Consider the following 16,559-nt stretch of genomic DNA (forward strand, 5'->3'; position numbering starts at 1 on the left):
AGGAAGAAAAGATGTTAGTGGAAGCTTCGGCTCCAGGAAAACTTTATATTGCAGGAGAATACGCAGTGGTTGAAGCAGGCCATCCAGCAATCATTATTGCTGTCGACCAATTTATCACAGTTACTATTACTGCAGCCAAAAAAAGTGGTAGCATCCAATCAGCGCAATACAGCGAGCTACCAATAAAATGGACACGTCGTGGTGGTGAGTTGGTTTTAGATATTCGGGAAAATCCATTCCATTATATTTTAGCCGCAATTAAAATCACCGAAAAATATGCTCAAGAACAAGATAAGCAACTGGCATTTTTTGATCTAAAAGTAACGAGTGAATTGGATAATTCTAATGGTCGTAAATACGGTTTAGGTTCTAGCGGGGCGGTAACCGTCGCAACAGTTAAGGCGTTGAGTGCCTTTTATGAGCTTTCTTTAACACCAATGATGACCTTTAAACTCGCAGCTTTAGCCCATCTAGAAGTCCAAGGCAATGGGTCTTGCGGAGATATTGCGGCAAGTTCTTATGGTGGTTGGATTGCTTTTTCTACCTTTGATCAAAATTGGTTGCAAAAACATCGTCAAACTGAGAGCATTACGAATTTATTAGTAAAAGAATGGCCTCAGCTTGCCATTACACCGCTACCTGAAGTTTCTCATTTGCGTTTATTAATTGGTTGGACAGGATCTCCTGCTTCTACTTCTGATTTAGTGGATCAAGTAAATGAATCCAGAGCAAATAAACAAACCTCTACTTCCTATGAAGAATTCCTAGCTGCTAGCAAAGAATGTGTGGAACAAATGGTTACTGGATTTCACACTAAAAATATCACCTTAATCAAGAAAATGATTAAGAAAAATCGTCGTCTTTTAAATGAGTTAACGCAAATCACCAATGTCACAATCGAAACGCCGGCATTGAAAACATTGTGTGATTTAGCTGAAAACTACGGTGGTGCTGCTAAATCATCTGGTGCCGGCGGTGGTGATTGCGGAATTGTAATTACCGATCAAAAAAGTGGTATATTGCCTCTGATGAGCGCTTGGGAAAAAGCGGGTATCACGCCACTTCCCCTACACGTTTATCATTATCCTAAAAAGGTTGAAGAAAGGACGCAGCATGAATCGCAAAGATGAACACGTAAGCTTAGCAAAAGCTTTTCACAAAGAGAAAACAAATGATTTTGACGCAGTCCGTTTAATTCACAACCCTTTGCCGCAAATTGACGTTAAAGATGTCAGTTTGTCTACTGAAATTTTAAATCACAAGGAAGAATTTCCTTTTTTCATTAATGCCATGACAGGTGGTTCCAAAAAATCATTACAAATCAATCGTGATTTGGCCTTCGTTGCAAAAGAATGCCGTTTAATGATGGCAACTGGTTCTGTTACCGCAGCTTTAAAAGATGAAAGTGTTAGTGATAGTTTTAAAGTGGTGCGCAAAATAAATCCCACTGGCTTTTTTCTCGCAAATATTGGTGCGCACAATACCTTAGAAAATGCGCAGCGCGCTGTGGAACTATTTGGTGCAAATGCCTTACAACTTCATTTAAATGCACCACAAGAATTGGTAATGCCAGAAGGCGATCGTTCATTTTCTGATTGGTTGGATAATATCGCTGAGATTACTGCTAAACTTGAAGTACCTGTGGTCGTCAAAGAGGTGGGCTTTGGTATGACAAGAGAAGCAATGCTGCAGTTAATTAGTGCCGGAGTTCAAACAATTGATGTTTCTGGACAAGGCGGTACTAGCTTTACCCAAATTGAAAATGCACGCCGACCAAAGCGCGAGATGGCATATTTAAGCGAATTCGGTCAATCGACCGTTATTTCTTTACTTGAGGCTGCCCAAGTAACCCGCTCGTTTGAAGTAATCGCTTCAGGTGGTATTCGGAACGCTTTTGATATTTTCAAATCCCTTATTTTAGGTGCCGACACCGTCGGAATTTCTGCCACAATCTTAAATCACCTTTTAAGCCATGGCGTTGAGGCTACCATTGAGATGATTCAAAGTTGGCAAGAAGACTTAGCCCTGCTTTACACAATGGTGGGTAAAAAAAATACACATACTCTGGAAACAGTCCCAGTTATCTTTACTGATGAGGTATGGCAATGGTGCCAAGCCCGCAGTATCGATGTAAAAAAGTATGCCGGTAGAGGACAAAATGAAATACCTCTACGTTTTTAAACACATTTAGCTTTTGAGTTCAACAAAAAAATAGCGTTCTTCTCAAAATTTGAAAAGAATGCTATTTTTGTTTTATCATTTTTTAAAAAGACGTTTCAAAAAGCTCTGCTTTTCTGGTACTGCCGTTTTGTTTGTAACAGGTACTTTAGTCAAATCGACTATTAGATTAGGCTCTTTTTGCAATGTTCGGTTGAGCTCCATTATCCCCTTTAAACTTTCCCTCATGCGTCGAATTGCACCAGGAGTCAAGGCAAATATTTCTTGTGCTTCTTGTTGACCTTCTGCTGATTGTAACGCAGCCATAATATTTTGTATCAGCAGATATTGCTGTTGCAAAATATTCCGTATTTCGTATTTTTCAGATTGAATTTCTTCTTGCTCAGTTACCAAATAGCTTATCACAGATAAACTTTCACCATAATCAATTAAATCATCGCGTAATTGAGATATTGTTGCATCATTTGTAGAATTTTCAATTCCTGCGATAAATTTCTTCAACAATGTTTGGGATGTTTTTAATTGCACAATTTTGGCTGTTAACATTTTTTCACCTTCATTCCTTTTATTTCTTATAGCCAAGTATCAAATTATGGCTACAAAAAGTCAAGGCAAATAAAAAACCGTCACGCTGCTAAGAAGCCTGACGGTTTTTGTTGGTTATACGTTTTAAACGTTAGCTGTAAAATTTAAGCTTTTTCGTTGTACGCTTCAATAATGATACCTTTTAATTCCGAGATTAAAGGTTCTTTTGGATTAGCAGTTGTACATTGGTCTTCATAAGCAAGTTCTGCCATGCGATCAACAGTTGTATCCAATGTTTGTTGCGTTACACCTTGTGCTTTCAAGCTCATGTCGATACCGACTTTTTTACCTAATTCGTAAACTGCTGTTGCTAATGCTTCAACTAATTCTTCAGTAGTTTCACCTTTAAGACCTAAGAATTTTGCAATATCCGCATAGTCTGTATCAGCACGGAAGTAGTCATATTTAGGGAACATTGCATGTTTTTGTGGGTCTTTGGCATTGTAACGGATGATGTGCGGTAATAAAATCGCATTCGTACGTCCGTGTGGAATACCATATTCGCCACCAATTTTGTGAGCGATTGAGTGACAAATACCCAAGAATGCATTTGCAAATGCCATCCCAGCCATTGTGGAAGCATTATGCATTTTTTCACGTGATTCCATATCCGGTGTTTTTACTGATTTTTCTAAATAGTCAAAGACAATTTTAATTGCTTGTAAACTTAAACCACGGGTGTAATCAGATGCCATAACAGAAACATAAGATTCAATTGCATGTGTTAAAACATCCATACCAGTATCAGCAGTAACGCCTGCTGGCACCGACATAACAAATTGAGGATCCACAATCGCAACATCTGGCGTCAATGCGTAGTCAGCTAATGGGTATTTTACATGTGTATCACTGTCTGTGATAACGGCAAATGGTGTTACTTCTGAACCAGTACCTGATGTCGTCGGGATACATACAAATTGTGTTTTTTCAGGTTTGCCAATTTTGTAAGTTCGTTTGCGGATATCTAAGAATTTTTGTTTTGCGCCAAAGAATGAAGTGTCTGGGTGCTCAAAGAACATCCACATCCCTTTTGCCGCGTCCATTGCAGAACCACCACCAAGAGCAATTACTGTATCCGGTTGGAAAGCGTTGAAGACTTCAAGACCTTTATAAACCGTGTTTGTCGAAGGGTTAGGTTCAACATCTGAGAAAATTTCAATTTTAACATCGTTTTTACGACGAGCTAAAACTTCACGTACTGTATCCGCATAACCAAATTGCACCATACCTGGATCACAAACAATCATAACCCGTTCAACATTTTCCATTTTTTCCAAGTATAATAAAGAGTTCTTTTCAAAGTAAATTTTTGAAGGTAATTTGAACCACTGCATGTTATTTCTCCGTTTCGCGATAGTTTTAACGTTGATTAAGTTGATCGCAGATACGTTCTTAGATACAGAGTTACGACCGTAAGAGCCACAACCTAATGTTAATGATGGAATCATTTCGTTGTAAATATTTCCGATACCACCTTCAGCAGATGGAGAATTTACTAAGACACGGCAAGCTTTCATTTTCAAGCCATATTGTAATTGTAAGTCTTCATTTTCAGAGTGAATAACTGCTGTATGACCAAGACCACCTAATTCCAACATTCCTTGTGCCAAATCAAAACCATGCTCTGTACTTTCGGCTTTCATCATTGCTAAAACTGGTGATAATTTTTCGCGAGATAATGGATAATCTGCTCCCACACCGTCAAGTTCCGCAATTAACATTTTAGTACCTTCAGGAACTTTGATACCAGCTAATTTGGCAATTTCAACTGCTGGATGACCAACGATTGCTGGGTTAACAGCATATTTGCCCTCGTTCATAACAGCATCTTCTAATTTTTTCAATTCTGATTTTTTCACAACATAACATTGATGTGCTTCAAATTCAGCTTTTACAGCTGCGTAGATTTCTTTATCTACGATTACACCTTGTTCAGAGGCACAAATCATACCGTTATCAAATGTTTTTGAAACAATCACGTCATTTACGGCACGTTTAATTTTTGCTGTTTTTTCGATGTAAGCTGGAACATTCCCTGCACCTACGCCTAAAGCTGGTTTACCAGTTGAATAAGCTGATTTCACCATGCCAGGACCACCTGTTGCTAATACAATTGCAACGCCTGGATGATTCATTAATTTTTGTGTAGCTTCGATTGAAGAATGTTCTTTTTCAATCCATTGGATACAATTTTCAGGAGCACCCGCTGCGATTGCTGCATCACGTACAATACGCGCAGCTTCTTTTGAACACTCTTGTGCAGATGGGTGGAATGAAAAGATAACCGAATTTGCAGTTTTCAATGAAATCATTGCTTTAAAAATTGTTGTTGACGTTGGGTTTGTTGTTGGTACAACTGCTGCAACAACGCCAACTGGTCCTGCAACTTCGATTAAACCTTTTTGTTTGTCTTCGCCGATAACCCCAACTGTTTTATCATGTTTAATTGAATTCCAGATATATTCTGATGCATACATGTTTTTGATTGCTTTATCTTCAACAATCCCACGACCAGTTTCTTCAACTGCCATTTTTGCTAAAGGCATATGTTTGTCTAAAGCGGCCATTGCCATTTCATGAACGATTTTATCTACTTGTTCTTGTGTAAAGTTTTCCATTTGTTTTGCAGCTGCATTTGCTTTTGCTGCTAACTCGTCGATTACTGCATCTGTATCGATTACTTTAACTTCTTTTTCCAATGTCTTAGCCATTGTGTTCCTCCTAAAAGTTGGTTAATTTTTCTTTGTTAATCATTTCACATACAGAACTATACACTATATTTTTTTCGTTGTAAATACTTTTTGTGATTTTTTTCACAGTTTTTATTATAACGCTGTTTTTACTGTTCTAATCACGTTTTGACAAACACTGATTTAAAAACAAAGAAAGCAGTTACAAGATTTTCATCTATTGTAACTGCTCATAAAATATTTTTTTATTTCGTTAGATAAAATGAAAATAGATTAATTATAACTTAAGTATTTTATTTTCATTTAGACTTTTTAATACCATTTAAAAACTCGTGCAAAAAACCACAATTTATTTTCAAGTGAAACTTTTTACCATTTTTTCTAATCCCAGTTCTAACTTGCTTTTTGAACACCCGATATTTAGACGCAAGAAATTACTCCCCTCATCGCCGTAAACACTGCCATCCATAATTGCAACTTGCCCAATTTCTATTAAGCATCGTTGAACAACTTCCATTGGTAAATTAAGTTTTGTGATATCTAACCACATCAGATACGTTGCTGCTGAATCAACGCTTTTTATTTGCGGCAAATTTGCTGCCAGATATTTTTTAGCAAAGGCAAAATTATCGTCTAAGTATTCATTTAATTCATCCACCCAGTAGCTACATTCATAATACGCAGTCATAGTAGCCAACATGCCAAGATTGCTAGCTGAAGACAGACCATCTTGATTTTTCAAAGCCAGTTGAAACTGCTCACGTATTCTTTCATCTGGTAAAATGGCGTATGAAAAAATTAACCCTGGAAAATTGAAAGTTTTAGACCCCGATGTTACTAGCGCAACATTTTTATCCATGAAATCTATAATCGGGTAATGCTTTTGCCCCTTACGAAGAATATCCATATGAATTTCATCGCTGATCAAAAAGACATCGTATTGCCAACACAAGCTGACAATTTTAGTCAATTCTTCTTTTTGCCACACACGTCCAGTAGGATTGTGAGGAGAACATAATAACAGCACCGTATTCTCTTGACTTGCTAATTTTAGTTCTAAATCTTGCCAATCAATTTCATACTGACCTTCTTCATAGCGTAAGGGATTGGGAATAATTTTACGTTCATTGCCATCAATTGTTTTATAAAAAGCATCATAGGCCGGCGTTTGAACGATGACACCTTCTCCTTTTTTCGAGACGATTTGCAATAATTTTGAAATGCTATACATAACTGTCGGACTATAAACGATATCTTCTGGAGCTAGATAACTCGTGAACCTTTTTTCATACCAATGTAAAATACTTTGTTTAAATGTTTCGTGATTCCAGCGGGTATAGCCAAAAACTGGATGTTGCAGCCGTTCTTTTAAAGCTGTCATTACTTCATCAGGTAAAGCAAAATCGGTATCTGAAATCGTAAAAGGTAGCAAGTTCGCTACGCCAAAACGATCTTGAACATAATCCCATTGGGTACAAAATGTGCCTTTACGATTGACGACTGTGTCAAAATCCATCGTCTTTGCCTCTTTTCTTAAATCAAATTGTCTAGTGCATTGCGCACTGTTGTAACTTTAGTACCGATAATGACTTGAACATTGGTATCATCCAAATGTACGACACCTAAAGCACCTAGTTTTTTTAATTCATCATCTTGAACTTTTTTACCATCTTGTAAAACCAAACGAAGACGTGTAATACAATTGTCCAATGATTCAATATTTTCTGCGCCACCTAAAGCATTTAAAATACCAGTCGCATCATAGCTACCTTTTTTAGCGTAGTTTGTTTCAGTATCTGTGTATTCTGTTTCATCTACTATTGCCTCACGACCTGGTGTTTTCAAGTCTTTTCGTAAGATAACGGTTTTAAAGACGAAGTAGTAAATCGCAAACCAAAAAGCACCCACAATTAATACCATCCACCATTTGGTGTAATTGCCTTGCATCACCCCAAAAATTAAGAAGTCTAATACCCCACCATCTGTGTTGCCAATCGTAACTCCTAATAAACTCATCACCATAAAACCAGCGCCGGTCATAATCACATGGAAAATCCATAGTAATGGGCTAATAAACAAGAATAGAAATTCAATTGGTTCTGTGATTCCTGTTACAAAAGTTGCAATTACGCCGGAAATTAATAGGCCTTTGATTTTATGACGATTTTCTGGTTTGGCAGTTTGATACATTGCCAGTGCTGCTGCTGGTAGACCAAACATAAATGTTGGCATTTTACCTTGTGATAAAAAGGCAGTAGCAGCAGAGCTGATTGGTAAATTATTTTGCAATTCTGCATAAAAAATATTTAAAGCACCAAAGACTTCTTTACCATCAATTACTGCATGGCCCCCAGCTTCTGTGAAACGGATCATAGATACTAGAATATGATGCAAACCAAATGGAAGTAATAAACGTTCTCCTGAACCAAATAAAAACGGACCAAATGGACCTGCTTTTTGAATTAAAGTGCCAATACCAGTAATAAGTAAAGCAAATAATGGCCAAATCATCGGAATCGCTGTCCCTACCAATGCCATTACAAGTGATGTGATAATTGGAACAAAACGAGCACCTGAAAAGAAAGCAAAACTATCTGGCAACTGCGTTTGATAAAAACGATTATGCAGATGATAGACGATTACTCCGGCAATAATACCACCTAGTACACCCATTTCTATTGTCTGAATACCAAAGACCATCCCTTGGCCTGCTTCTCGTAAACTTTCAGCAGCAGCTAAGTTGTTCGTTTCAGTTAAGTAAAAATTGATAGCTAAATTCATTACAACATAGCCGACAAAACCAGAAAAAGCTGCTACCCCTTTTTCTTTACGAACCAAACCTAAAGGAATTGCCATGGCAAACATAACTGGTAAATAAGTGAATGCAAAGCCACCAATCGCTGACATAAAACGGAAGATAACTTGTAAGATATTATTTCCTAAAAATGGTACGGCTTGGATTGTTGACTCACTAGAAAATGAACTCCCAATCCCCAGTAAAATCCCCATAAACGCCAGCAATGCTACGGGAAGCATAAACGTTTTTCCTAATCCTTGAAAAAATTCCCAAAATCCAGCTTTTTTCTTCATTTTTGTGTCCTCCAAACTTGTTATTTTTATTATCATCTGTTCTTATGCTAATTAAATGAGTGCTATAAATTATTGCTGATACATTAGATAAGTTTCAATGATAATTTTTAATTTGTGGTAGTGCATAATATTTTTTATTTTACTACGCATCACCTGTAACAAGAGAAACATTATGTATCCGCTTTCTTATCACTTGTCTTATTTTAGCCAGTTAAAACAAAAATGCAATATTTGCTAAAGATAATGAAAGAGCATACAAGGCTTTGTATGCTCTTTCATTATAGCTATTACCATTTTTACCCCATTTTTTCTGCTAATTTCATCATTAAAATATCTGTAACAGCTGTTAAAGACACCCGCGAGCTTAAATCAACTTGATCAAAATAAACCATTTCTACCATAACTTGTAAGGGATAGTCCGCCAGTTTAGCCAAGGTTGAATTCTTCGTTCCCACAATAGCAATGATTGGAACTTTATTTGCCATCAGATTACGGGCGTATTCCATTAAATGAATTGTCTCGCCGCTATTGGAAACAATAATTGCGACATCTTTTTTTGTTAAAGATTTAGAAACCGCTTGAAGTTCATCCCAATCAATTCTTGCAGAGGCATTTTTACCTAAGAAGGTTAATTTGCGTGCAACTTCAATACAATTTGGCAAACTGCCTCCAACACCAAATATTTCAATTTTTTCAGCATGAAATAGCTTTGTCACTACTTCATCTAACAGCTCTTTTTGCAACAGACGAAATGTTTGATGCAATTGTTTTTCAATTGAGGCCATAATGGTTTTTATATCGTGATCAATTCGTAAATCGTGCTGTTCTGCTTTTTCCACATCGTCATATTGCGCAATCGCGTATTTTAATTCTTGAAAGCCGCGAAATCCTAGATGTTTTGCCGTACGCGATACTGTCGCCGTTGAAATGAACAGCTGCCCAGCGACTTCATCGGCGGTCATTTGCCCAATTTTTTGTGGATTGCGTAAAATATAATCAAAAACTTGGCGTTCCAATTCACTTAGCTGGTCCCGTCTTTTTTGCAGTTTATTAATTAAGCTTTGCATTTTTTTCTCCTTGTATTAAAAAGGCAGTGCAAACTCCATCTTTTTTATGTATTGGTTTTTTATTAGCTGACTAACACTAAAGGATAAAAGAAAAATCCCGCAAAAGCAGGATTATTCTTTATCACTATTTTCATCAGTTGGATTAGAAATCAAATCTTCTGTTTTAACTTCTGTCACCGTATCGTCCACTACAACTGATTTTCCAGGTGTAATTGATTTGATTGCTTGTTTATCAAAAACAAGAAACACACCTTCACAATCGATTGTCACAGTTTTATTCGTTTCGTCAACTTCAGACAAAACACCATGTAAACCACCGATTGTTACAACTTCATCGCCTGGTTTCATTGCATTCAACGTATTTTGACGTTCTTGTTGTTGTTTTTTCGTTGAACGTGACATAAACCACATCGCCCCTAATAAAACAACGAACATGATAATCGTTGGTAAGCCACCCATTTTATTCACCTCGTTTAATTTAATTCACAAGAATAACTTTAACAAAGATTCTTTACTTAAACTAGTTTTTTCTATGAATTTTAAAAACTTTTCGCGTTTTCTTTATTATAGCCATACTCTTCAAAGAAAGCTTGACGAAATTCTAACAAATTGTCATCCATAATTGCCTGACGAACTTGTTTCATTAGATTCAATAAGAAATACAAATTGTGGTAAGTCGTTAACCGAATTCCAAATGTTTCATCGCAGTGGATCAAATGACGAATATACGCACGACTATAGTTACGACAAGTATAGCAGTCACATTTTTCATCTAATGGTCTAAAATCATGAGCAAATTTCGCATTTTTTACAACTAAACGTCCTTGTGAAGTCATACAAGTGCCATTGCGGGCAATTCTTGTTGGTAAGACACAATCAAACATGTCAATTCCACGAATTACACCATCAATCAGGGAATCTGCTGCTCCAACACCCATTAGATAGCGTGGTTTATGGTCAGGGATTAAAGGCGTCGTGAAATCTAAAACACGATTCATTTCAACTTTCGGTTCACCCACAGATAATCCACCAATAGAGTAGCCAGGAAAATCCATGCTAATTAAATCTTTGGCACTTTGACGACGCAAGTCTTCAAAACCAGCACCTTGAATAATTCCAAATAAACCTTGACGATCCGGATTAGCATGCGCTTTAAGTCCGCGTTCCGCCCAGCGAGACGTCCTTTCAACAGATTTTTTGACATAGTCGTAACTTTCGTCAAAAGGTGGACATTCATCAAAACTCATCATAATATCCGAACCTAACTTATTTTGAATATCAATTGCTTTTTCCGGTGAGAGGAAAAGAGGAGCACCATTTAAATGATTTTTAAAGTGTACCCCTTCTTCTGTGATATTACGCATATCTGCTAATGAAAATACTTGGAAGCCGCCAGAGTCGGTTAAAATGGGCTGATCCCAGTTCATAAATTTGTGTAGCCCGCCCGCTTCTGCAACTAAATCCTCCCCAGGACGTAGCCATAAGTGATACGTATTGCTTAAAATTACACCAGCACCCATCTCTTTTAATTCTTCTGGTGCCATTGTTTTAACCGTTGCCAATGTTCCAACTGGCATAAACATTGGTGTTGGAAAAGTGCCGTGGGGTGTAATTAATTCACCAAGACGGGCACCTGTGTGTTTTTCTTTTTTTATTAAACGGTATTTGATGGCAGGTTCTTGCGCCATTTTACTCCCTACTTTCTACTTTGATCTGTGCAACTTCAATCATCATAAAGGCTTAAGAATAATTTTGCAAGGTCATAATTCCCACTGTTATTTTCTCTTAAACAAATTTCCTTTATAATTGGAATAATCATCAAAATTCAAAAAAATACTTGTAATTTCCAAATGAGTGGCTTTTTGGTATACTGAATTTAATTTGAAAAGGAGTTGAAAAAAATGAAAACATCTGGTGAATTAAAATTAGAAGCAAAACAAATGTTACAAGGGCGTTGGAAAGATGCCGTATTGATGAACCTGATTCCAACACTTATCGGAATTGCGATTGCTGCTATTATCATTATTCCTTTGGTTACAATTATTGGTGGAATTGCATTGCTTAATCCTGATGCTGTGGACAATGTAGCAAATAATATCCAAAGCGGGAATGGCGATATTTCTTGGACTGCTCAACTTGGAAATCAAGGTAGCGGCATTATTAGTGGATTGATAACAACCCTTTTTGTTTCAGGTATGTCTTGGACTTTTTTAGATATTTACCGCGGTAAACGCGTAGATATTAATCCTTTGAATGATGTATTTCGCGCATTCAAAAGTCCGTTTCTTGTGGGTGTACTATGTATTTACTTACTCTCAACTATCTTCATTGGGTTATGGTCTCTTCTTCTTATTATTCCAGGGATTGTAAAAAGTTATTCTTATTCTCAAGCAAACTTTATTTACTACGATATTTTGGAAGGTACGGGTCAAAAACCTGGTTATTTAGAGTGTATTACCACTAGTCGACGTTTAATGGATGGTTTTAAAGGACAATTATTCTGGTTGGATTTAAGTTTTATCGGCTGGCATATCTTAGCCTTGCTAACTTGCGGTATTGGTTACTTATGGTTAAATCCGTATATCTATGCTACAAAAGCTGCTTTTTACAATAATTTACCTAACGAAGCAGATACTTTTTAATAAAAAAAAATCTCTGGGAAAAATCCCAGAGATTTTTTTTTACTCTTCCTCAGAGGAAAAGTGGAATTTAATCATTTCATTTACAAACACTGGTATAATCGACAAAATTGCTACTAAAAACCAGTGATTCAAACTAATATGCACCAAGTTAAACAAATCTTGGGTAAATGGTAACAAGGCAATTGCCGTTGTAATCAAAACTGCTAAGATTGCCATCTCAAAGAGTGATTTATTGGTAGATAATTTCACTTGAAAAATAGAGCGGCTACTTCGCACATTAAAGACATGGATAATCGAAGAATAGGCTAATACTAAAAAGGCAACCGTCTGGCCAACTTCTGGACTTGCATCTACCCATGGGCTAACACTATTTACAAATGTTCCTAAATAATAGCCAAAAAGAGTGACGATAGTAAAAATACCGGCATTCACAGCAATTTTCTTCCAAAGACCTCGGGCAAAAATCCCTTCATGCGCTGGAATTGGCGGCTCTTTCATGATACCTGCTTCTGCTGGCTCTCTTCCCAAAGCAAAACCTGGTAAACCATCGGCCACAACATTGACAAACAACAATTGAACCGCACTAAAAGGTGCTCCCCAGCCAATTAACATGGCAATTAAAACGATAAAAATTTCCGAGATATTACAACTTAATAAAAAGTTGATTGCTTTACGTATATTTTGATAAACCGTTCGCCCTTGAGCCACTGCATCGACAATGGTTGCAAAGTTATCATCAGTTAAAACAATATCTGCTGCCCCTTTTGCAACGTCTGTCCCGGTAATCCCCATCGCACAGCCAACGTCACTAGCATTCAACGCTGGAGCATCGTTGACACCATCTCCGGTCATGGCGACAACAGCCCCTGTACGCTGCCACGATTTTACAATTCTAATTTTATCTTCAGGTGTCACCCGCGCATAAACCGTTAAATCTTTTACTTTTCCATCTAATTCTTCATCTGTTAATTTTTGCAATTGTGAGTCAGAAATTGCCTGTTGCTTATGACTTAAAATCCCTAACTCTTTTGCAATTGCACTCGCAGTTACAACATGATCGCCAGTAATCATAACGGTCTTAATTCCTGCCTTACGCGCTTTTTTAATCGCACCTTTACTTTCAGGTCGTGGCGGATCAATCATGCCTACTAAGCCCAGCAAACGTAAATCTTGTTCCAAATTTTCTGAGGTAATTTCAGTTGGTTCAGCTTCAAAGACACGATACCCCACTGCAATGACCCGCAATGCTTTCTTCCCAAAACGGTCATTTACGACTTGTGCCCGTTCTACATCACCATAATGAAATTTTGGCATCAATACATCAAATGCCCCTTTAGTAACAGAAAGAAATTTTTTATTTCCCATTTTATGCACGGTTGTCATCATTTTTCTTTGCGAGTCAAAAGGTAGTTCTGCAATTCGTGGATATTCTTCGTCAAGTTCTTTTTTTGTATGATAATTTTCTTCAATGGCACGAACGATGGCTACCTCTGTTGGGTTTCCCTTCACAAGTACTTCATCGTCTTCACCTTTTTCAACGATAACATCAGTACAAAGACTGGCAATTTTTAATACTTCCATTGCTTCATCAGTCATGCCATCTTCAACATCTGTTACTTCATCACCTCTAGACCAAACACGGCGAACTTGCATTTTATTTTGTGTTAACGTCCCAGTTTTATCTGAACAAATAACACTTGCAGTGCCCAAAGTTTCAACTGCTGGCAAACGTCTAATAATTGCATTTTTTTTCGCCATCTTCTGCACGCCATAAGCCAATGTCAAGGTTACAATTACGGTTAGTGTTTCTGGGACTGCTGCAACAGCTAACGAAACTGAAGTCATAAACATTTCTAAAAGCGGTTCGTTTTGTAAATAACCAATTAAAAAAACCAAAGCTGCTGCAACTAATGCAATTAAACTAATTCGTTTGCCTAATTGATTTAATCTTTTTTGTAAAGGAGTTAACGAATTACCTGAATCACTTAGTAAGCCCGCAATTTTACCCATCTGCGTTTGCATACCGGTCGCAGTAACAATCGCTTGGCCACGACCATTTACTACCGTGCAGCCCTTAAATACCATATTTTGCTGATCTCCTAAAGGTAAGTCTTTGCTACTAATGAAATCAGCATCTTTTTCTACCGGCTCACTTTCCCCGGTCAAAGCAGACTCCTCAATTCGCAATTGAGAAGCTTGCGTTAAACGAGCATCTGCCGCAATCATCGCACCATTTTCGATAACGAGTAAATCACCTGGCACTAACTCGTCTGCATCGATGTCTTGTTGTTGCCCTTCTCTAATCACTGTTGCTGTTTGTTTATTCATATCTTGTAAAGCACTTAACGCTTTTTCTGCATTTCCTTCTTGTACAATCGTTAAGACAGAATTAATAACAATGATTGCAATAATCAAAATTCCTTCAAATAGATCTCCATGATCGGTCGCAATTGCTGTATAAAACGAAATAATTGCTGCTACCATTAAAACTAATGTCGTAAAGTCCGTTAAACTTAATAGAATTTTCTTTAGCATGGTATCTTTTTTTTCTTCAGCAAAACGGTTGAAGCCATATTTTTCATGTCTTTTTTGTACCTCAGCATTACCAAGTCCAACTTTACTTTGTGAAGAAAACTCATTCAGTATTTCATGGGTCGTTTTTTTATAATAGTCCATCATCTTCTCTCCCTTAATTTAATTCATAATTTAACTATAACATACGATTTTTTAATACAACAAATTATATGCGGTTTTTTCACAAATGTTCATTTTTTATTCACAATTAAGGTAGGGATTTTTATTAAAAAAAAGGTGAGTTTATTACTTGAAAGCGCTTTTATTAAGTGCTATACTATGGGTGTAAGGAAGGAAGTTATTTGTTGGAAAGGAGATCTCGAAAGAAGAAAAATTAAACAAGCTAAAAGTTGTTCGATGTACAAGATTCACCTAGATTTATATGTGTGAAGTAGAACCAAATTATAAATAGTGAATGCGTATTAGAGGTTGAAAAGTAATACAACATGTAGTAAAAATCAATACGTAACAATTACAGGATACAAGATTACAAGTGAATAGCAACAAGAATCACATGTTTTAGTGTAGAAAATGTAGTGAAAACAAAATTTTTATGTTTAACACAAGAGATGAGTACTTTGCATATATAAACTGCAAATAACCCTTTTCAACAAATCCTTCCATGATATAAAAGAGGATGGGCACTCGAGAGCCCATCCTCTTCTTTTTATTTGACAAACATCGCATCCCCAAAACTAAAGAAACGATAACGCGCATCGATTGCGTGTTGATAAGCATCTAACGTTAATTTGCGTCCGGCAAAAGCACTCACCAACATAACTAGCGTTGATTTTGGCAAGTGAAAATTGGTACTAAAAGCTTGGACAACTTTAAAGTCATAGCCGGGTGTAATAAAGATATCGGTCCAGCCACTGTCAGCTTTTATTTCCCCTGCAAATTTAGTACCGATTGTTTCTAAAGTACGAATGGATGTTGTTCCTACAGCAATAATTTTACCACCATTTGCGCGAACATCATTTAATACGTGTGCAGCCTCTTCTGTCAAGCGATAGAATTCGCTGTGCATTTGGTGTTCAGCGATGTTATCGACACTAACTGGTCTAAAGGTACCAAGCCCTACATGTAAGGTTAAATAAACTAATTTTACCCCTTTTGCTTCAATTGCTGCCAATAATTCTGGTGTAAAATGTAAGCCAGCTGTTGGCGCAGCAGCAGAGCCATTTTCTTTTGCATACACGGTTTGATAACGCTCCGGATCTTCCAGCCGTTCTTTAATGTACGGAGGTAAGGGCATTTCTCCCAATGATTCTAAAATCTCTAAGAAAATCCCTTCGTATTTAAATGTAATGATGCGCCCACCATGTTCTAATTCCTCTTCTACCACAGCTTTTAAGCGCCCATCACCAAAAGTGATTTCTGTCCCAACTTTGGCTCTTTTAGCAGGTTTAATCAGAGTTTCCCACGTATCTCCTTTGGTATTATTTAAAAGCAGGACCTCTAAATGCCCACCAGTGTCAGGTTTTTCACCATGCAAACGAGCTGGTAAAACGCGAGTATCATTCATTACTAAAGCGTCTCCTGGATTTAACTCATCAATAATATCGCCAAAGTGCTTGTCTTGCATCTCACCTGTTTGCCGATTTACTACCAGCAATCGTGAACTGGAACGTTTTTCTAATGGTGTTTGCGCAATTAATTCTTCTGGCAAATTAAAATCAAAATCTTCTGTTGTTAACATATTTACCACTCTTTCTTTTCCTGAAATTGTCTTT

The 16,559-nt window shown here is 37.1% G+C and carries 12 protein-coding genes; 3 read left to right on the forward strand and 9 right to left on the reverse strand.

Going from position 1 to position 16,559, the window contains the following annotated elements; genetic code table 11:
- Positions 1-11: 11 nt before the first annotated feature.
- Both EsVE80_RS10505 and fni read left to right on the forward strand, forming a co-directional pair.
- The gene (locus EsVE80_RS10505) at positions 12-1,130 is read left to right on the forward strand and encodes a phosphomevalonate kinase (RefSeq protein ID WP_173103668.1); all 1,119 of its coding nucleotides are present in this window, start codon (positions 12-14) and stop codon (positions 1,128-1,130) included.
- Positions 1,114-2,181, forward strand: coding sequence for a type 2 isopentenyl-diphosphate Delta-isomerase (gene fni / locus EsVE80_RS10510; protein WP_173103669.1), 1,068 nt, complete (start codon positions 1,114-1,116; stop codon positions 2,179-2,181). Before EsVE80_RS10505 ends, fni begins: the two co-directional genes overlap by 17 nt.
- Before the next feature lie 75 nt (positions 2,182-2,256).
- Here fni and EsVE80_RS10515 read toward each other — a convergent pair whose 3' ends face one another.
- From EsVE80_RS10515 to tgt, 7 genes are all read right to left on the reverse strand, one after another.
- Positions 2,257-2,724 carry a hypothetical protein gene (locus EsVE80_RS10515; protein WP_173103670.1) on the reverse strand — a complete coding sequence of 156 codons (468 nt, stop codon included), beginning with the start codon at positions 2,722-2,724 and terminating at the stop codon, positions 2,257-2,259.
- A 143-nt stretch (positions 2,725-2,867) separates the two neighbouring features.
- A complete protein-coding gene (gene adhE, locus EsVE80_RS10520) occupies positions 2,868-5,474 on the reverse strand; it encodes a bifunctional acetaldehyde-CoA/alcohol dehydrogenase (RefSeq protein ID WP_173103671.1) in 2,607 nt (868 codons plus the stop codon).
- A 334-nt stretch (positions 5,475-5,808) separates the two neighbouring features.
- On the reverse strand, positions 5,809-6,969 hold the full coding sequence (locus EsVE80_RS10525; RefSeq protein WP_173103672.1) for a MalY/PatB family protein: 1,161 nt from the start codon (positions 6,967-6,969) through the stop codon (positions 5,809-5,811).
- A gap of 17 nt (positions 6,970-6,986) precedes the next feature.
- A complete protein-coding gene (gene malX / locus EsVE80_RS10530) occupies positions 6,987-8,543 on the reverse strand; it encodes a maltose/glucose-specific PTS transporter subunit IIBC (RefSeq protein WP_173103673.1) in 1,557 nt (518 codons plus the stop codon).
- A gap of 296 nt (positions 8,544-8,839) precedes the next feature.
- Complete coding sequence (locus tag EsVE80_RS10535; protein WP_173103674.1) at positions 8,840-9,610, reverse strand: MurR/RpiR family transcriptional regulator; 771 nt, start codon at positions 9,608-9,610, stop codon at positions 8,840-8,842.
- A gap of 111 nt (positions 9,611-9,721) precedes the next feature.
- The gene (gene yajC, locus EsVE80_RS10540; RefSeq protein WP_173103675.1) at positions 9,722-10,069 is read right to left on the reverse strand and encodes a preprotein translocase subunit YajC; all 348 of its coding nucleotides are present in this window, start codon (positions 10,067-10,069) and stop codon (positions 9,722-9,724) included.
- An 80-nt stretch (positions 10,070-10,149) separates the two neighbouring features.
- Positions 10,150-11,298, reverse strand: a complete 1,149-nt coding sequence (tgt, locus tag EsVE80_RS10545) for a tRNA guanosine(34) transglycosylase Tgt (RefSeq protein ID WP_173103676.1) — start codon at positions 11,296-11,298, stop codon at positions 10,150-10,152.
- Positions 11,299-11,511: 213 nt separating this feature from the next.
- Between tgt and EsVE80_RS10550 the strand changes: the two genes are divergently transcribed.
- Positions 11,512-12,252, forward strand: a complete 741-nt coding sequence (locus EsVE80_RS10550) for a DUF975 family protein (RefSeq protein WP_173103677.1) — start codon at positions 11,512-11,514, stop codon at positions 12,250-12,252.
- Between the two features lie 39 nt (positions 12,253-12,291).
- On the opposite strand, the gene EsVE80_RS10555 is transcribed toward EsVE80_RS10550, so the two are convergent.
- Both EsVE80_RS10555 and queA read right to left on the reverse strand, forming a co-directional pair.
- Positions 12,292-14,928 (reverse strand): cation-translocating P-type ATPase, encoded by a 2,637-nt coding sequence (locus EsVE80_RS10555; protein WP_173103678.1) that lies wholly within the window; start codon positions 14,926-14,928, stop codon positions 12,292-12,294.
- A gap of 565 nt (positions 14,929-15,493) precedes the next feature.
- Entirely contained in the window at positions 15,494-16,525 is a 1,032-nt protein-coding gene (queA, locus tag EsVE80_RS10560; protein WP_173103679.1) for a tRNA preQ1(34) S-adenosylmethionine ribosyltransferase-isomerase QueA, read from the reverse strand.
- Positions 16,526-16,559 lie beyond the last annotated feature (34 nt).

Origin of the sequence: Enterococcus saigonensis (assembly GCF_011397115.1) — a bacterium.
GTDB lineage: Bacteria > Bacillota > Bacilli > Lactobacillales > Enterococcaceae > Enterococcus_C > Enterococcus_C saigonensis.